Below are 17,488 nucleotides of genomic sequence, written 5' to 3'. Positions count from 1 at the left end.
ATGTCAAAAAGTGACAAAGCAGGCAAAACAGGCTCTTACGTTTACACCATGCACCGGCTGAGCAAGGTAGTGCCGCCGAAGCGGGAAATCCTCAAGAACATTTCCCTGTCGTTTTTCCCCGGCGCCAAGATTGGCGTGCTCGGCCTCAACGGTTCGGGCAAATCCACCCTGTTGAAAATCATGGCGGGTGTCGACAGCGAGTTCGACGGCGAGGCCCGGCCGATGCCCGAGCTCAATGTCGGTTATCTGCCGCAGGAACCGCAACTCGATCCGAACAAGACCGTGCGTGAAGTGGTCGAAGAGGCCGTCAGCGTGATCAAGGACGCCCAGGCGCGCCTCGATCAGGTCTATGCCGAATACGCCGAGCCGGATGCCGATTTCGACAAACTGGCCGCCGAACAGGCCAAGCTGGAAGCCATCCTGCAAGCCAGCGACGGCCACAACCTCGAGCGCCAGCTGGAAGTCGCCGCCGATGCCCTGCGTCTGCCGGCCTGGGATGCCAAGGTTGCCGTGCTGTCCGGTGGTGAGAAGCGCCGCGTGGCGCTGTGCCGCCTGCTGTTGTCGGCCCCCGACATGCTGCTGCTCGACGAGCCGACCAACCACCTGGACGCCGATTCTGTGGCCTGGCTGGAGCATTTCCTCCACGACTTCCCCGGTACCGTGGTAGCGATCACCCACGACCGCTATTTCCTGGATAACGTCGCCGGTTGGATTCTCGAGCTCGACCGTGGCGCCGGCATTCCCTACGAGGGCAACTACTCTGGCTGGCTGGAGGCCAAGTCGGATCGTCTAGCCCAGGAATCCAAGCAGCAGTCGGCCCACGAAAAGGCCATGAAGGAAGAGCTGGAGTGGGTGCGCAAAGGCGCCAAGGCCCGCCAGTCCAAGTCCAAGGCACGTCTGCAGCGCTTCGAGGAACTGCAATCGCAGGAATTCCAGAAGCGCAGCGAAACCAACGAGATCTACATCCCGGCCGGTCCGCGCCTGGGTGACAAGGTCATCGACTTCGTCAATGTGAGCAAGGCCTACGGCGACCGTGCGCTGATCGACAACCTGTCGTTCAGCATGCCCAAGGGCGCCATCGTCGGCGTGATCGGCGGTAACGGTGCCGGTAAGTCGACCCTGTTCCGCATGCTGATGGGCAAGGAACAGCCAGACTCCGGCAGCATTGAGATCGGTGACACCGTGCAGCTGGCCTGCGTCGACCAGAGTCGCGATGACCTCGATGGCAGCAAGTCGGTGTTCGAGATGATTTCCAATGGTTCCGACCAGATTCGCATCGGCAACTACGAGATCCCCTCGCGTACCTATGTCGGGCGCTTCAACTTCAAGGGCGGCGACCAGCAGAAATTCGTCAAGGACCTCTCCGGTGGTGAGCGTGGCCGTCTGCATCTGGCCCTGACCCTGAAGGAGGGCGCCAACGTCCTGCTGCTCGACGAACCGTCCAACGACCTCGACGTGGAAACCCTGCGTTCGCTGGAGGAAGCGTTGCTCGACTTCCCGGGCGCGGCGATCGTCATCTCCCACGATCGCTGGTTCCTTGATCGCGTCGCCACCCACATCCTGGCGTACGAGGACGACTCGCACATCGAGTTCTTCGAGGGCAACTACACCGAGTACGAGGCCGACCGCAAGAAACGCCTCGGCGACGCCGCCTCCCAGCCGCACCGGGTCCGGCACAAGAAGCTGGCGTAATCCGCCGCAGCAAGCAGGAGCGGAGCCTTAGGGCTCCGTTTTTTATGGGGCCGGCAGGCCTCAGCCCTTGACGCAGACCACTTGGCGCAGGGTATGCACCACTTCGACCAGGTCGCTCTGGGCCTGCATCACCGCATCGATGTCCTTGTAGGCCAGGGGGATTTCGTCGATCACTGCCTTGTCCTTGCGGCATTCGACGTGGGCCGTGGTGCGGATCTGGTCCTCGATGGTAAACAGCCTCTTGGCCTGGCTGCGGCTCATCACCCGTCCGGCGCCGTGGCTGCAGGAGTTAAACGCCTGCGGATTGCCCAGGCCGCGGACGATAAAGCTCTTGGCCCCCATGGAGCCGGGGATGATGCCCAGCTCACCCTTGCGCGCCGACAAGGCGCCCTTGCGGGTGATAAGCACATCCTGGCCGAAGTGGTGCTCGCGCTGCACGTAGTTGTGGTGGCAGTTCACCGCCTCCAGGTTGACCTCGAAGGGCTTGCCGATCACCTGGCGCGCCGCGGCGATCACCGCCTCCATCATCAGCGCACGATTCTGCCGGGCGAAGTCCTGGGCCCAGCCGACCGCCTCCACGTAGTCGGCGAAGTGCCGGCTGCCCTCCTCGAGGTAGGCCAGGTCCTTGTTCGGCAGGTTGCCGAGCTGTTGGTGCATGTCGGCCTGGGCCAGTTCGATGAACAACGTGCCGATGGCATTGCCGACTCCGCGCGAGCCACTGTGCAGCATGAACCAGACCCGGTCCTGCTCGTCCAGGCACACCTCGATGAAGTGGTTGCCGCCGCCCAGGGTGCCCAGATGGACGCGGTTATTGGTCTTCTCCAGGCGCGGGTACTTGTCGGTGATGGCCCTGAAGCGTCCGGCCAGCACCGCCCAGGCCCTATCGGCGGCGTCCGGCACCCGTTGCCAGGCGCCCTGGTCGTGCTTGCCGAAGGTCTTGCCATGCGGCACGGCCTGCTCGATGGCGCTACGCAGGCGGTGCAGGTTGTCCGGCAAGTCGCTGGCCTGCAGCGAGGTGCGCACCGCGATCATGCCGCAACCGATATCCACACCCACGGCGGCCGGGATGATGGCACCGATGGTGGGGATCACGCTGCCGATGGTCGAGCCCTTGCCCAGGTGCACGTCCGGCATCACCGCCAAGTGCTTGAAGATGAATGGCAGGCTTGCCGTTTCCAGCAGTTGCTGACGGGCTTGCGCCTCGAGCGGCACGCCCTGGGTCCAGAGTTTGACCGGCTTGCCATTGGCGACTTGGAGGATTTGCGGTGAGCTGTGCTTCATGGGGTTTTCCGGCCTTGCCCATTGTTCTGGCGCTACCGAGTCAGCATGCACCCATAAGCCGCCCCGGCCAACAGGTGGAATCTGCCGTGGCCTGCCAGGCGCAGGCTCCTGGCACAAGTTTTCGTCGGCGGTTATGCAGACTGTGTGGCAGCGTCCACACTGAATAGACCGTTGAACACCTTTCGGGCCGGCCGGCGGCAGTTGCAACGCCTTGCCTTGTGCCCCGCGGGGTGGTGCTGTGACCGCGCTGTCTCGTCGTTGACCACCGAGGAGTATGTCCATGCCTGCTTTTGATCCCCAAGTGGCGCTCGATGCCCTGTTCGCCGAGTACAGTGCGCGGGCCAATGCGATTAGTCGGGACTTGGCCCGCAGCCACTCGCCGGATTTTGCCGAACAGGCCCTGCAACGGCAAAACGATGAGGTACTCGAAGCCCTGCTGGCCGAGGCCGAGAAGGGCATGCGCCAGGTGGGCATGGCCAAGTTGAGGCTGGCCGAAGGCAGCTATGGCGACTGCCTGCGCTGTGGTGACCCGATTGAGCCGGCGCGCTTGCAGGTGTTGCCGGCTGCCGAGTATTGCCTGGCCTGTGCCGATCACGTAAGCGCCGGCTAGCCGAGCTGCATAGGCTCTGTTTCAGTTGCCTTGCCAGTGGCTGGCACCGCTTGATCGCAATGCCGCAGGCCAGGGTGGATAAGGCCCGCAGGATGGCGTCTTACTGGCGTAGGCGCATGAGGATGGCTGCTGGTGTGATGCTCGCAGGCTTTTTTCGCGTGCCCGTGACCAACCATGCGGCTTGTGGATGACGGCCGATGCAGCCATGATTTCACCAGCCCCCCGTTCAAGGATTTCCAATGCCAGACTCCGTTACAGCCCATTTGCGGTTGGCACCTGAAGCTCTCACCCGTCCGTTCTCGCCCGAGCAGTTCAACTTCACCAACACCGATGACCTGGAGCCTTTTCGCGGTGTGCTGGGCCAGGAGCGCGCGGTTGAAGCCCTGCAGTTCGGTGTCGCGATGCCGCGTCCCGGTTACAACGTATTTGTCATGGGCGAGCCCGGTACCGGGCGCTTTTCTTTCGTCAATCGTTACCTCAAAGCCGAAGCCAAGCGCCTGGCGACCCCGGCGGATCACGTCTACGTCAATCACTTCGATGAACCGCGCGAGCCGCGCGCGCTGGAGTTGCCCGCGGGTAGTGCCGGGGCGTTCATCGGCGACATCAACCTGCTGATCGACAACTTGCTGGCGACCTTTCCCGCGGTGTTCGAGCACCCGTCCTACCAGCAGAAGAAGAGCGCCATCGATCGCGCCTTCAACAAGCGCTACGACCAGGCGCTCGATGTGATCGAGAAGTTGTCGCTGGAAAAGAACGTGGCGCTGTACCGCGACAGCAGCAATATCGCCTTCACCCCGATGCTCGAGGGCAAGGCCCTGGATGAGGCGGAGTTCGCCCAGTTGCCGGAGGCCGAGCGCGAGCGCTTCCATCTCGACATCTCCGCCCTGGAAGAACGGCTCAACGAAGAGTTGGCCAGCCTGCCGCAGTGGAAGCGCGAGTCGAGCAACCAGCTGCGCCAGCTCAATGAAGAAACCATCACCGTGGCGCTGCAGCCATTGCTGGCGCCGTTGTCGGAAAAATACGCCGAAAACGCCGGCGTCTGTGCCTACCTGCAAGCGGTGCAGGTCAACCTGCTGAAGACCGTGGTCGACCAGTTGGTCGAAGTGGAGAAGGCCGACGCGCAGACCCGCATGCTGCTGGAAGAGCAGTATTGCCCGAGCCTGGTGGTTGGCCACCATGCCGATGGCGGCGCGCCGGTGGTATTTGAATCGCATCCGACTTACGACAACCTGTTCGGCCGCATCGAATATAACGCCGACCAGGGTGCGCTCTACACCAGCTACCGGCAGCTGCGCCCCGGTGCATTGCACCGCGCCAACGGTGGCTTTCTGATCCTCGAGGCGGAGAAGATGCTCGGCGAGCCGTTCGTCTGGGATGCCCTCAAGCGTGCCCTGCATTCGCGCCAGCTGAAGATGGAGTCGCCGCTCGGCGACCTCGGTCGCATCGCTACCGTGACCCTCAATCCGCAGGTTATCCCCTTGCAGGTCAAGGTGATCATCATTGGCGCGCGCCAGCTGTACTACGCGTTGCAGGATCACGATCCGGACTTCCAGGAAATGTTCCGCGTGCTGGTCGACTTCGACGAGGACATTCCCTTGGCCAATGAGAGCCTGGAACAGTTCGCCCAGTTGATGAAGACCCGCACCATGGAAGAAGGCATGGCGCCGCTGACGGCAGCGGCGGTAGCGCGTCTGGCGACCTTCAGTGCGCGCCTGGCTGAGCACCAGGGGCGCTTGTCGGCGCGAATTGGCGACCTGTTCCAGTTGGTCAGCGAGGCCGACTTCATCCGCCAGCTGGCCAGTGAGGCAGTAACCGACGTCGGCCATATCGAGCGCGCGCTGAAAGCCAAGGCGACCCGTACCGGCCGTGTGTCGGCGCGGATCATCGACGACATGCTGGCGGGGGTCATCCTGATCGACACCGCGGGTGCCGCCGTCGGCAAGTGCAACGGCTTGACCGTGCTGGAGGTCGGCGACTCGGCCTTCGGCGTGCCGGCGCGGATTTCCGCCACCGTCTATCCCGGCGGTTCGGGCATCGTCGACATCGAGCGCGAGGTCAACCTCGGTCAGCCGATTCACTCCAAGGGCGTAATGATCCTCACCGGCTACCTGGGTAGCCGCTACGCCCAGGAGTTTCCCCTGGAGATTTCCGCGAGCATTGCCCTGGAGCAATCCTATGGCTATGTCGACGGCGACAGTGCTTCGCTGGGCGAGGTCTGCACGCTGATTTCCGCCTTGTCGCGCCGTCCGCTCAAGCAGTGTTTCGCCATCACTGGCTCGATCAACCAGTTCGGCGAGGTGCAGGCGGTCGGTGGTGCCAATGAGAAGATCGAAGGCTTCTTCCGCCTGTGCGAGGCCCGAGGTCTGACGGGCGAGCAGGGGGCGATCATTCCGCACTCCAATATCGCCACCCTGATGCTCGATGAGCGCGTGCTGCAGGCGGTACGGGCCGGGCAATTCCATATCTACGCCGTGCGCCAGGTCGACGAGGCGTTGAGCCTGCTGGTCGGCGAAGATGCCGGCACGCCAAACGCCGAAGGTAAGTTTCCGCCTGGCAGCGTCAATGCACGTGTGGTCGAGCGATTGCGCGAGATCGCCGAAATCGACATGGCCGAGGATGACAGGGAGCTGAAGAGCGAAGTGTTGGTGGCGCTGCCCAAGGAGAAAAAGCCGCGAGCAAAGAAGCCGGCTGCCTGACCCCGCCATGCGTCCGCTGCCTGGCGGGCTGCGGACGCAACCGGCGGTTTCGGCGCGGCCCTGCCGCCCGGGGAACGGAGGATTTCATCCACACAGTTATCCACAGAGGGCCGGACTGACTGGCGGCTTCCCTGCGCCGCCCATGCGGGTGTAGGCTGAAGACCTGGTCACACGAGGGTCGCCGTCATGTCGCGCAGCCTCTGTCTCACCCGTCAATGTCTGGGTCTGATTACCCGTATCGAGTGCGTGGTATTGCCACTGGCTGGCGATAAGGGCCTCTGGACATTGATCTGTGCCGCCGGCCTGTCCGGTGCTCAACCCTCTGTCATTAAGGCGCAAGGCCCGTTCTGTGGGCCTGTTGTCGCCGAAGGGGTGCTCGCTGGGATTGTCGAAAGCCTGCTGGTCCAGGGGTACGACGAATGCCCCGAGCTGCCGATCTGGCGTCTGCATATCCAGGCCGAGCTGCGCCGTTTGAATGGCGATCGGTGCGGCCATCAGGGCTGCTTCCAGTTTCAGCCGGATAACTGACTGCCGCCTGATCGTCTTTTGACCAGCCGCCAGCAAGGCCGGTCGCAGCTGGGGTGGCAGCTTTAATCCCGAGCCTGCCCACAAGGTTATCCACAGTTGCTGGGGATAAGCGAAATGCAGTGGTTCCTGCGTGCACCTTTGTCTGCCGAGGAACGCTGGGTATACTCGCCGCTGCTTTATTGGCCCTTTGCGAGACCCCATGGAACGCTTAATCGAGAACACGATGTACGCCTCGCGCTGGTTGCTGGCGCCAATTTACTTCGGGCTGTCGTTGGCGGTGCTGGCGCTGTCGATCAAGTTCTTTCAAGAGGTCTACCACATCCTGCCGGATATCTTCGCCCTGAGCGAAGCGGATCTGATCTTGCGTCTGTTGTCGTTGATCGACATGGCCCTGGTTGGCGGCTTGCTGGTGATGGTGATGCTGTCGGGCTATGAGAACTTCGTCTCTCAGTTGAATATCAACGAGGGCACCGAAAAGCTCAGCTGGCTGGGCAAGATGGATTCCGGCTCGCTGAAGATGAAGGTGGCGGCCTCGATAGTGGCGATTTCCTCGATTCATCTGCTCAAGGTGTTCATGGATGCCAAGAACTATGAGGTCGAGCACCTCAAGTGGTACGTGATCATTCACCTGACTTTCGTCGGATCGGCGTTCGCCATGGGTTATCTGGATAAGCTGACCAAATTCCAAGCCGACTGATCCCCGCATACGCCTGACCCGCCGCCCGGCCGTTGCAAAACGGGCGGGCGGTTTGCGTGGTGCCTTGTGCTTCTCGGCTCTTGTGCAGCGACTATTCTTATGGAATCTGTACGTGTCGTTAGCCTGAGGTAGCCCCATGAACCTGCACGACCTTTCCAGTCATGCCCGCGCCGGTCATGTCGAAGAGTTGAACCTGATCTCCCTTGAAGGGGGCAACTATTACCTGCTGGAAGCGCGTGTGAGCGGTCAGCCATTCACGCTTGAAGATGGCCACGGTCATCTCTTGCATCTGCGCTCGCTGGAGCATGCCCGTGAGGTGCTGCAGCCCCTGCCGCAACTGCCATCGCTGCACCTGGTGCAGGCGCAAGTGCATGACGAAATGTGCGGCATGGCCGATGAGCCGGGGATAAAGCCGGGGGCAACCTCATCGCACTGAAAGCTGGATCCGTCACTGCCCGGGATTCGCGGCGACGCGCGCGCGGGGTGTGGCGGCGGTAGGGCGGTAGACGCAGCTGTGCTAGGCTGGTCGCCCTTTTTTAGCCCCAGCGGAGCCTTTGCATGTCCGAACTTACTCTTTCCACTGACGAAACCCGCGTCAGCTACGGCATCGGTCGTCAACTTGGCGGTCAGTTGCGCGACAATCCGCCGCCGGGTGCCAGCCTGGAAGCCATCATCGCCGGCATCTCCGATGCTTTCGCCGGGCTGCCCAGCCGTGTCAGCGAGGCCGATCTGTCGGCCAGCTTCAAGGTGATCCGTGACGTCATGCAGGCCCAGGCTCAGGCCCAGGCCGAAGCCGCGGCAGGTGCCGGCCTGGCTTTCCTCGCCGAGAATGCCAAGCGTGATGGCATCACCGTATTGGCTTCCGGCCTGCAGTACGAAGTGCTGAACACCGGCACAGGCGCGATGCCGACGCACGAAGACACCATTCGCGCTCACTACCATGGCACCCTGATCGACGGCACTGTCTTCGACAGCTCCTATGATCGTGGTCAGCCGGCCGAGTTTCCTGTTGGTGGCGTAATCGCCGGCTGGACCGAGGCCCTGCAGCTGATGAATGCCGGCAGCAAATGGCGACTGTACGTGCCGAGCGAGCTGGCCTACGGCGAGCAAGGCGTTGGCAGCATCCCGCCGCACAGCGTGCTGGTGTTCGACGTCGAGCTGCTGGACGTTCTCTAAGCGGCGCTCACGTGGGGTGGATGACGCTCTGTTCATCCCTCCCCACGTTCGTCCCGTCGCCCGGCTGCAATCCGGGGGCGTGATATCTCTGTGTCACGGGCGCAAGGCCCGTGCATAGCAGTAAAGAAACAGGCTGCGCACCAATTCCTTGAGCACCAGCGGCTCGCTGGAGTTCAGCTCATGCAGATCCAGGTCGCCCTGATCGCGTAGTTCATCCAGCGCTTGTTCTTCCAGTACCGCGCAGACTTCGCCGGTGTTGCGATTGAGAATGCGCAGGTAAGGCTGTGGCCGCTCCAGCCAGGCGTCGATCAAGTAGGTCATGACTCATCTCCCTTCAAATGGTTAGATGAGAATAATTCCTATTCAATTAATAGCAAGTATTAATCGCTGCCCTTGACCGTGCAATAAAAAGCCCGTCGCATGGACGGGCTCCGCTTGTTACGTCAGGCGTCAGTGGGTGCGAGCGACAGCGAAACGGCTCAGTTCGACCAGGGCATCGCGGTATTCGCTGACGGGCAGGGCGTCCAGGCAGGCGATGGCGCGCTCGGCGTAGTCGCGGGCCTGCCGGGCGGTGTAGTCCAGGGCGCCGGCGGTTTCTACGGCATCGCGAATGCTTTCCAGGTCCTCGATGCCGCCTTTCTGGATCGCCTGGCGTACCAGGGCGGCCTGTTCGGCAGTGCCTTCGCGCATGCAGTAGATCAGCGGCAGGGTCGGCTTGCCTTCAGCCAGGTCGTCGCCGACATTCTTGCCCAGGGTCGTGGCATCGCCGCGGTAGTCGAGCAGGTCGTCGACCAGCTGGAAGGCCACCCCGAGGTTGTCGCCAAAAGTACGCAGGGCTTCGGTCTGCTCGGGCGTGGCGCCGGCCAGGGCTGCCGCGCTGTGGGTCGAGGCCTCGAACAGCATCGCGGTCTTGCCGCGGATGACTTCCATGTAGGTTTCTTCGCTGGTGCTGGCGTCGCGAATCTTCGACAGTTGCAGCACTTCGCCCTCGGCGATGACCCGGGTGGCGCGGGAGAGGATCTTCATCACCGGCATCGAGCCGAGTTCGACCATCATCTCGAACGAGCGTGAATAGAGGAAGTCGCCGACCAGTACGCTGGGCGCGTTGCCCCACTGGGCATTAGCGGTGCTGCGGCCGCGGCGCATGTCGGACATGTCGACCACGTCGTCGTGCAGCAGGGTAGCGGTATGCAGGAACTCGATGGTGGCGGCGAGCAAGCGCAGGTTGTCGCCTTGCAGGCCCAGGGCCTTGCCGCTGAGCAGCACCAGCAGCGGGCGCAGTCGTTTGCCGCCGGCGGAGATGATGTAGTCGCCGATCTTCCCCACCAGCGGCACGCGCGAGACGAGTTGTTGACGGATGATGCCGTCGACGGCGGTGAAGTCATCCGCCACCACATGGTAGAAAGCCTGGGGTTGCATCAGCGTCACGTGCTCCTCAAAGGTTGCGCGGCATGCTATGGGGCAGGCTGGGGACTGTCAAGGCGAGTGCTCGAGGGCCTTGCGTCGTGACGATGGCTTGCGTAGAATCGCGCACCCTGAACTTCCCCCCTGGGTATTTCCCTGACTTACGCAATTGCAAGGGTGTCTTATCCGGCCCCAAGCAGCCATGCCAGCCAATAACTCTTTCTATAAAGCGCTGGGTGAGCAGGATTAACGGAGATTTACCATGTACGCAGTGATTGTTACTGGTGGCAAGCAATACAAGGTCACCGAAGGCGAATTCCTCAAGGTCGAAAAGCTTGAAATCGGCACTGGCGAGGCCATTACGTTCGATCGTGTGTTGCTGATCGGCAACGGCGACGACGTGCAAATCGGCGCGCCAGTTGTTGAAGGTGCCAAGGTTGTTGCTGAGGTCGTTGCACAAGGCCGTCACGACAAGGTCACCATCATCAAGTTCCGTCGTCGTAAGCACCATATGAAGCGTCAGGGCCACCGTCAGTGGTACACCGAGATCAAAATCACCGGTATTCAAGCCTGATTCGTTTCGGCCTGATCCTCTAATAGGAGTATTGAACTCATGGCACACAAAAAAGCTGGCGGCAGTACCCGCAACGGTCGCGACTCAGAAGCCAAACGCCTTGGCGTGAAGATGTATGGCGGCCAGAAAATCATTCCTGGCAACATCATCGTGCGTCAGCGCGGTACCCAGTTCCACGCCGGTTACGGCGTAGGCATGGGTAAGGATCACACCCTCTTCGCGAAAATCGAAGGCGTGATCAAGTTTGAAGTAAAAGGCGCGTTCAACCGCCGTTACGTGAGCGTCGTTGCCGCTTAATCGCGCGACTGCTGGGAAAGCCCCGTCCTTGCGACGGGGCTTTTTTGTTTCTGTATTCTTGGGGTTCTTGCCAAACTGTCCTGGGTGTAGCGTTCGATTTGAATGCAGGTCAATTTTGCAAGAACCTGGTGTTTTTCGTTTTAGATAACCCGCCTTGTTGCGGGAGGCGTACCTATGAAATTCGTCGATGAAGTATCGATTTCTGTAAAGGCCGGTGATGGCGGTAACGGCATGATGAGCTTCCGTCGTGAGAAGTTCATCGAAAACGGTGGTCCCAACGGTGGCGATGGTGGTGATGGTGGCTCGATTTATATCGAGGCTTTTGCCAACCTCAATACCCTGGTGGACTACCGCTATACCCGTCGCTTCCAGGCGCCGAATGGTGACAAGGGTGGTAGTACTGATTGCACGGGAGCCAAGGGTGAGGATCTGATCCTGCCGGTGCCGATTGGTACAACCGTGATCGATGCGGGTACCCAGGAAGTGATTGGCGATCTGGTCCGGGCTGGTCAGCGCCTGCTGGTGGCTCAGGGCGGCTGGCATGGCCTGGGCAACACGCGCTTCAAGTCCAGTACCAACCGTGCGCCGCGGCAGACTACGCCGGGCAAGCCGGGCGATGCGCGCGACCTCAAACTGGAATTGAAGGTGTTGGCCGATGTCGGGCTGCTCGGTTTGCCGAATGCCGGCAAGAGCACCTTTATCCGTTCGGTGTCCGCGGCCAAGCCGAAAGTCGCCGATTACCCGTTCACCACCCTGATTCCAAACCTGGGTGTGGTCAGTGTCGATCGCTACAAGAGCTTCGTCGTTGCCGACATTCCCGGGCTGATCGAGGGTGCCTCGGATGGTGCCGGTCTGGGCATTCGCTTCCTCAAGCACCTGGCGCGCACCCGTCTGTTGTTGCACCTGGTGGACATGGCGCCACTGGATCTGACCGATCCGGCGGAGTCGGCGGCCACCATCGTCGACGAGCTGACCAAGTTCAGTCCTTCCCTGGCCGAGCGCGAGCGCTGGCTGGTGCTGAACAAGGCCGACCAGATCCTCGACGAAGAGCAGGAGGCGCGTGTCGCCGAAATCGTCGCGCGGATCGACTGGCAGGGCCCGGTGTATGTGATTTCCGCCCTGGCGCGCGAGGGCACCGATCAGCTGTGCTACGACATCATGGATTTCCTCGAGGCTCGCGCCGAACGGATTCAGGAGAATCCCGAGTTTGCCGCCGAGTTGGCCGAGCTGGATACGCGCATCGAGGATGAGGCGCGCGCTCAGTTGCAGAAGCTGGACGACAAGCGCGCGTTGCGTCGTACGGGGGTCAAGGCTGTCGGTGATGTCGAGGAAGATGACAGCTTCTGGGATGAAGAAGATGATGAGGATGGCCCGGAAATCATTTACGTCCGGGATTAAGCAACTTGTTGAACGCCGCTTAATTGCGGCGTTCTTGTCTTGAGCGAGTGATTGGGGGCTGCGAGCGCAGTGGCTTCCGTTCCGTTGGGCGGTTTCTGGCTAAGGTTGGATGATCATGCGTGACAAGGTGACCAGTGCGCGGCGCTGGGTAGTGAAGATCGGCAGTGCATTGCTCACCGCCGACGGGCGTGGCCTGGATCGTGCGGCCATGGCGGTGTGGGTCGAGCAGATGGTGGCGTTGCGCGAGCAGGGCGTGGAGCTGGTGCTGGTGTCTTCCGGTGCGGTGGCGGCAGGCATGAGTCGCCTCGGTTGGAGCGGGCGGCCGAAGGCCATGCATGAACTGCAGGCGGCCGCTGCCATTGGTCAGATGGTGCTGATTCAGGCCTGGGAGTCGAGTTTTGGCGAGCATGCGCGGCGCACGGCGCAGATTCTCCTGACCCATGACGACCTGTCGGATCGCAAGCGCTACCTCAATGCGCGGAGCACCTTGCGTACTCTGGTCGAGTTGGATGTGATTCCGGTGATCAACGAGAACGATACGGTGGTCACCGATGAGATTCGCTTTGGCGACAACGATACCTTGGCGGCGTTGGTGGCCAATCTGGTCGAGGCCGATCTGCTGGTAATCCTGACGGACCGCGACGGTATGTATACCGCTGACCCGCGGCATAATCCCGATGCCGAATTGATTTACGAGGCGCGCGCGGATGATCCGGCGCTGGATGCCGTGGCCAGTGGTGCGGGTGGGGCGTTGGGGCGCGGCGGCATGCAGACCAAGCTGCGCGCGGCGCGGCTGGCGGCTCGTTCTGGTGCGCACACGGTCATTGTCGGTGGTGCCATCGAGCAGGTGTTGGCGCGGCTCAAGGCGGGCGAGCGCCTGGGGACTCTGCTGGCGCCCGAGCGGGGCTTGCTGGCGGCGCGTAAGCAATGGCTGGCCGGGCATCTGCAGACCCGCGGTACCCTGGTGCTGGATGCGGGGGCGGTCAAGGCCTTGGCGACTGGGCGCAAGAGTCTGCTGCCGGTCGGGGTCCGGGCGCTCCAGGGGAGCTTCCGGCGTGGCGAGATGGTGATCTGTGTCGATCCGGATGGGCGTGAAATCGCCCGTGGCCTGGCCAATTACAGTGCGCTCGAGGCGCAAAAAATCATCGGTCAGTCGTCGGATGCCATCGAAAGGTTGCTCGGTTACGTCGATGAGCCCGAGTTGATCCATCGAGATAATCTGATTCTGGTCTGAGGGTGTAGTGATGCGAATGCTCAAGGGATTGCTGGGTGCGCTGCTGGTGCTGCCGATGTGCGCATCGGCCGAGCAGGTAGGTGAAGTGTCCACGGTGTTCAAGTTGATGGGGCCGAACGACAAGATCGTGGTCGAGGCCTTCGATGACCCCAAGGTGGTGGGTGTCACCTGCTACCTGTCGCGCGCCAAGACCGGTGGGGTCAAGGGTGGTCTGGGGTTGGCCGAGGATCGTGCCGAGGCCTCGATCGCCTGCCGTCAGGTCGGGCCGATCAGCTTCAAGGATGAGCTGGAAGAGGGTGAGGAGGTGTTTCGCGAGCGCACCTCGCTGGTGTTCAAGACCATGCAGGTGGTGCGTTTCTTCGATGAAAAGCGCAACACCCTGGTCTATCTGGTGTACAGCGATCGAGTGATCGAGGGCAGTCCGCAGAATGCGGTAACCGCTATTCCGATTCTGCCCTGGCCGGAAAAGCGCTGAACCGGCCCATCTTGCAGTTTGCTGGTGTTTCGTAGGGCGGTCCGGGCGGCGTTCCGATCGGCGCACGGCGACAACCCGCCAGCTTTCGCGGCGGGCAGAGCAGCCATGGTGCACTGCACTTCGGTGAGTCGCACCCGGCAGGTGGTGGATATACCGAGTCGTGCGTGCGGCGACATTCCGTGTGGCGGTTGCGTCCCGCCTGCGCGATCTGCGGCCAAGACAATCCCTGGATTACGCCCTTGACCCATTCAGGCGACAAGTTTTGGGTTTGCACGGGCAATAAAAAACCGACCCTGAGGTCGGTTCTTTAAGAACTAGCAGTAAAGCGCGAATCGCTTATTAGGCGGCTGCGGCTTCGCTGAGGGCCTTGATGTGGCCATTCAGGCGGCTTTTATGGCGCGCTGCTTTGTTCTTGTGGATGATGCCTTTGTCGGCCATGCGGTCGATGATAGGCACAGCCAGGGTGTAAGCGGTTTTTGCTACGTCAAGATCTTTGGCGTCGATAGCCTTGACCACGTTCTTGATGTAGGTACGAACCATGGAGCGCTGGCTGGCGTTATGGCTACGACGCTTCTCAGCCTGTTTGGCGCGTTTTTTGGCAGAAGGTGTATTGGCCACCGTCAAGCTCCTCGAAATCTGGGGTTACTAACAAATAAGGCCGCGAATCATGCCGAGGCCTCTGCTCATTGTCAAGCCTATTGGCTTGGATCTACTTGCTGTCTGTCGGCTGGTCGCCAACAATCGACGGCACACCGCTTGCTCTACCCAGTATCCATGCGGGTCGGTAAACTCGGCGACCTTTTCTAAGGGGTTACATATGTCCGAGCGTACCGGGAAGGGCGGCTTGTTACGTTCCAGCGCGGTGGTCAGTGTAATGACCTTGTTGTCGCGTGTGTTGGGCATGATACGCGATATGGTGGTTGCCGCCTATTTCGGTTCGGGTTCGGCGGCCGATGCGTTCTTCATTGCCTTCAAGATTCCCAACTTTCTGCGCCGGTTATTTGCCGAGGGTGCCTTTGCCCAGGCGTTTGTCCCGGTGCTTTCGGAATACCGGACGCAACGCAGTCTGGCCGAGGTCAAGCAGCTGGTCGATCGCACCGCGGGCTACCTGGGGCTGACGCTGACCGCTTTGACCGCTCTGGGGGTGGTCGGCTCGCCCTATCTGATCATGCTGTTCGCACCCGGTTTTCGCAGCGATCCGGCCAAGCTCGCATTGGCGGGGGATCTGCTGCAGATCACCTTTCCCTACTTGCTGCTGATTTCGCTCACGGCCTTTTCTGGCGGCATATTGAACGCCTACGGGCGTTTCGCTGTGCCCTCGTTTACCCCAGTACTGCTGAATGTCTGCATGATCGGGGCGGCCGTTTACCTGACGCCCTATTTCGATCAGCCGATCATGGCGCTGGCCTGGGGGGTGCTGATCGCCGGGGTTGCCCAGTTGCTGTTCCAGTTGCCCTTCCTTGCCCGGATCAAGCTGCTGCCCACGCCCAAAGTGCACCGCGACGAGGGTGTGCGGCGGATCATGCTGTTGATGGTGCCGGCGCTGTTCGGGGTGTCGGTCAGTCAGATCAACCTGCTGCTCGATACCGTGCTCGCCTCATTGCTGCAGACTGGCAGCGTGTCCTGGCTGTATTACGCCGACCGTCTGTCCGAGCTACCCCTGGGGGCGTTCGGTATCGCCATTGGTACGGTGATTCTGCCGAGTCTGTCGCGCCAGCACGCCGGCGATGATCCCAAGGCATTTTCGGCCACCATCGACTGGGCCTTGCGCATGGTGTTGCTGCTCGGGGTGCCGGCGGCGCTGGCGCTGGCGATCCTTGCCGAGCCCTTGATCGCCACGCTGTTTCACTATGGGGCGATGACCGAGCGTGACGTGCTGCAGTCGGCCGCCGCGCTACGGGCCTATTCGCTTGGCGTGCTGGCCTTCATGTTGATCAAGGTACTGGCGCCAGCGTTCTTCGCCCGGCAGGACCTGAAAACCCCGGTGCGGATCGCGATCATCTGCATGGTGGCGAACATGGTGTTCAACCTGATTTTGATCTGGCCCCTGAAGCATGTTGGTCTGGCGCTGGCGACCTCGCTGTCGTCGTTACTCAATACCGTGCTGCTGTTCTGGGGGCTGTACAAAATTGGCGTGTATCGCCCCGCTCCGGGCTGGGGGTTGTACGGCTTGCGCCTGTTGGGCGCCTGTTCGGCCATGGTGGCGCTGGTCTGGTGGTTAAATGTTGCGCCGGCCGAGTGGTTCGTCTGGGGCTGGCAGCAGCGCGTGCTCTGGTTGAGCCTGCTGGTCGGCGGCGGTCTGCTGGCGTTTGTCGCGGCCTTGCTGGCGCTGGGGCTGCGCTTGCGTCATCTGCGTCATTGATCCGCTAGTGGCCCGGTGTGGCAGGGTTTTAGCGCGGCATTGTGCTTGTCTGCCGATCGACCCTACGCCCGAGGGCCGAGCATGGGTATAATCGGCCACTTTATGAGCAAGAAGCGCGTTATGCAGCTGGTTCGAGGCCTACACAACTTGCGGCCCCAGCATCGGGGCTGTGTCGCCACTATTGGCAATTTCGACGGCGTCCATCGTGGCCATCAGGCCATTCTGGCGCGTTTGCGTGAGCGCGCGGCCGAGTTGGCGCTGCCCAGTTGCGTGGTGATTTTCGAGCCGCAGCCGCGCGAGTTCTTTGGTCCCGACACGGCGCCCGCCCGCCTGACGCGTTTGCGCGACAAGCTCGCGTTGCTTGCCGCCGAAGGTGTCGATCGGGTGCTGTGCCTGAGCTTCAATCCGCGTTTGCGCGAGTTGAGCGCCGCCGAATTCGTGCAGGCAGTCCTGATCGACGGGCTGGATGTGCGGCATCTGGAGGTCGGTGACGACTTCCGCTTCGGTTGCGACCGGGTCGGCGACTTCGCCTTTCTGGAGCAGGCCGGTGAGCGCCACGGCTTTACCGTCGAGGCTGCCGCCACGGTGGAGCTGGATGGCGTGCGTGTCAGCAGTACCCGAGTGCGTGAGGCGCTGGCCGCAGGCGACTTCGCCCTGGCCGAGCACCTGCTCGGCCGCCCATTCCAGATCGCCGGGCGCGTGCTGCACGGACAGAAGCTGGGGCGCCAGCTGGATGCGCCAACCGCCAATGTGCAGCTCAAGCGCAAGCGCGTGCCACTGACCGGGGTGTACCTGGTCAGCACCGAGGTGGATGGTCAGCCGTGGCCGGGTGTCGCCAATATCGGCGTACGGCCGAGCGTGGCCGGTGATGGCAGCGCCCACCTCGAAGTGCATTTGTTGGATTTTGCCGGTGATCTGTATGGCCGGCGTTTGACGGTGGCTTTCCACCACAAGCTGCGTGAAGAGCAGCGTTTCGCCTCCCTCGAGGCACTGAAGACGGCAATTGCTGCCGATATTGCCGCCGCCCGTGCCCATTGGCAGGGTCAACCGCTTAAGTGAAGAGC

18 protein-coding genes are annotated in these 17,488 nt (G+C 61.8%); 14 read left to right on the top strand and 4 right to left on the bottom strand.

Features of this window, described 5'->3' with window-relative positions:
• The gene (ettA, locus tag LJY18_RS02070) at nt 1-1,692 is read left to right on the top strand and encodes an energy-dependent translational throttle protein EttA (protein ID WP_238040069.1); all 1,692 of its coding nucleotides are present in this window, start codon (nt 1-3) and stop codon (nt 1,690-1,692) included.
• A gap of 60 nt (nt 1,693-1,752) precedes the next feature.
• Here ettA and LJY18_RS02065 read toward each other — a convergent pair whose 3' ends face one another.
• Nucleotides 1,753-2,973: an RtcB family protein gene (locus tag LJY18_RS02065; RefSeq protein WP_238040068.1), complete on the bottom strand. Its 1,221-nt coding sequence runs from the start codon at nt 2,971-2,973 to the stop codon at nt 1,753-1,755.
• Nucleotides 2,974-3,253: 280 nt separating this feature from the next.
• Here LJY18_RS02065 and LJY18_RS02060 point away from each other — a divergent pair, with 280 nt between their 5' ends.
• The 6 genes from LJY18_RS02060 to LJY18_RS02035 all read left to right on the top strand — a co-directional run bounded on the left by LJY18_RS02060 (nt 3,254) and on the right by LJY18_RS02035 (nt 8,680).
• A complete protein-coding gene (locus LJY18_RS02060; protein ID WP_238040067.1) occupies nt 3,254-3,583 on the top strand; it encodes a TraR/DksA family transcriptional regulator in 330 nt (109 codons plus the stop codon).
• Nucleotides 3,584-3,822: 239 nt separating this feature from the next.
• On the top strand, nt 3,823-6,279 hold the full coding sequence (locus LJY18_RS02055) for a Lon protease family protein (RefSeq protein WP_238040066.1): 2,457 nt from the start codon (nt 3,823-3,825) through the stop codon (nt 6,277-6,279).
• A 186-nt stretch (nt 6,280-6,465) separates the two neighbouring features.
• Nucleotides 6,466-6,807: a PA4575 family protein gene (locus LJY18_RS02050; protein ID WP_238040065.1), complete on the top strand. Its 342-nt coding sequence runs from the start codon at nt 6,466-6,468 to the stop codon at nt 6,805-6,807.
• Nucleotides 6,808-7,006: 199 nt separating this feature from the next.
• Nucleotides 7,007-7,504 carry a TIGR00645 family protein gene (locus LJY18_RS02045; protein WP_238040064.1) on the top strand — a complete coding sequence of 166 codons (498 nt, stop codon included), beginning with the start codon at nt 7,007-7,009 and terminating at the stop codon, nt 7,502-7,504.
• 136 nt (nt 7,505-7,640) lie between these two features.
• Entirely contained in the window at nt 7,641-7,940 is a 300-nt protein-coding gene (locus LJY18_RS02040; protein WP_238040063.1) for a DUF6482 family protein, read from the top strand.
• Nucleotides 7,941-8,062: 122 nt separating this feature from the next.
• On the top strand, nt 8,063-8,680 hold the full coding sequence (locus tag LJY18_RS02035; RefSeq protein WP_238040062.1) for an FKBP-type peptidyl-prolyl cis-trans isomerase: 618 nt from the start codon (nt 8,063-8,065) through the stop codon (nt 8,678-8,680).
• A 93-nt stretch (nt 8,681-8,773) separates the two neighbouring features.
• Here the strand turns inward: LJY18_RS02035 and LJY18_RS02030 are convergent, their stop codons facing one another.
• Together LJY18_RS02030 and LJY18_RS02025 are read right to left on the bottom strand one after the other, a co-directional pair.
• Complete coding sequence (locus LJY18_RS02030; protein WP_238040061.1) at nt 8,774-9,001, bottom strand: PA4570 family protein; 228 nt, start codon at nt 8,999-9,001, stop codon at nt 8,774-8,776.
• A 129-nt stretch (nt 9,002-9,130) separates the two neighbouring features.
• Nucleotides 9,131-10,099 carry a polyprenyl synthetase family protein gene (locus tag LJY18_RS02025; RefSeq protein WP_238040060.1) on the bottom strand — a complete coding sequence of 323 codons (969 nt, stop codon included), beginning with the start codon at nt 10,097-10,099 and terminating at the stop codon, nt 9,131-9,133.
• Nucleotides 10,100-10,346: 247 nt separating this feature from the next.
• Here LJY18_RS02025 and rplU point away from each other — a divergent pair, with 247 nt between their 5' ends.
• From rplU to LJY18_RS02000, 5 genes are all read left to right on the top strand, one after another.
• Nucleotides 10,347-10,658, top strand: coding sequence for a 50S ribosomal protein L21 (gene rplU / locus LJY18_RS02020; RefSeq protein WP_238040059.1), 312 nt, complete (start codon nt 10,347-10,349; stop codon nt 10,656-10,658).
• A 39-nt stretch (nt 10,659-10,697) separates the two neighbouring features.
• Nucleotides 10,698-10,955 (top strand): 50S ribosomal protein L27, encoded by a 258-nt coding sequence (gene rpmA / locus LJY18_RS02015; protein ID WP_003176049.1) that lies wholly within the window; start codon nt 10,698-10,700, stop codon nt 10,953-10,955.
• A gap of 174 nt (nt 10,956-11,129) precedes the next feature.
• The gene (gene cgtA / locus LJY18_RS02010; protein WP_238040058.1) at nt 11,130-12,353 is read left to right on the top strand and encodes an Obg family GTPase CgtA; all 1,224 of its coding nucleotides are present in this window, start codon (nt 11,130-11,132) and stop codon (nt 12,351-12,353) included.
• A 115-nt stretch (nt 12,354-12,468) separates the two neighbouring features.
• The gene (gene proB / locus LJY18_RS02005; RefSeq protein WP_238040057.1) at nt 12,469-13,587 is read left to right on the top strand and encodes a glutamate 5-kinase; all 1,119 of its coding nucleotides are present in this window, start codon (nt 12,469-12,471) and stop codon (nt 13,585-13,587) included.
• Between the two features lie 10 nt (nt 13,588-13,597).
• Nucleotides 13,598-14,062, top strand: coding sequence for a CreA family protein (locus LJY18_RS02000; protein WP_238040056.1), 465 nt, complete (start codon nt 13,598-13,600; stop codon nt 14,060-14,062).
• Between the two features lie 339 nt (nt 14,063-14,401).
• Here LJY18_RS02000 and rpsT read toward each other — a convergent pair whose 3' ends face one another.
• On the bottom strand, nt 14,402-14,680 hold the full coding sequence (rpsT, locus tag LJY18_RS01995) for a 30S ribosomal protein S20 (RefSeq protein ID WP_172143820.1): 279 nt from the start codon (nt 14,678-14,680) through the stop codon (nt 14,402-14,404).
• Nucleotides 14,681-14,879: 199 nt separating this feature from the next.
• Between rpsT and murJ the strand changes: the two genes are divergently transcribed.
• Both murJ and ribF read left to right on the top strand, forming a co-directional pair.
• A complete protein-coding gene (gene murJ / locus LJY18_RS01990; protein ID WP_238040055.1) occupies nt 14,880-16,424 on the top strand; it encodes a murein biosynthesis integral membrane protein MurJ in 1,545 nt (514 codons plus the stop codon).
• Nucleotides 16,425-16,544: 120 nt separating this feature from the next.
• The gene (gene ribF / locus LJY18_RS01985) at nt 16,545-17,483 is read left to right on the top strand and encodes a bifunctional riboflavin kinase/FAD synthetase (protein WP_238040054.1); all 939 of its coding nucleotides are present in this window, start codon (nt 16,545-16,547) and stop codon (nt 17,481-17,483) included.
• Nucleotides 17,484-17,488: the final 5 nt, after the last annotated feature.

It is taken from the genome of Pseudomonas sp. MMS21 TM103 (assembly GCF_022132145.1).
Classification (GTDB): Bacteria; Pseudomonadota; Gammaproteobacteria; order Pseudomonadales; family Pseudomonadaceae; genus Aquipseudomonas.
This window is presented reverse-complemented; position numbering and strand designations above follow the sequence as displayed.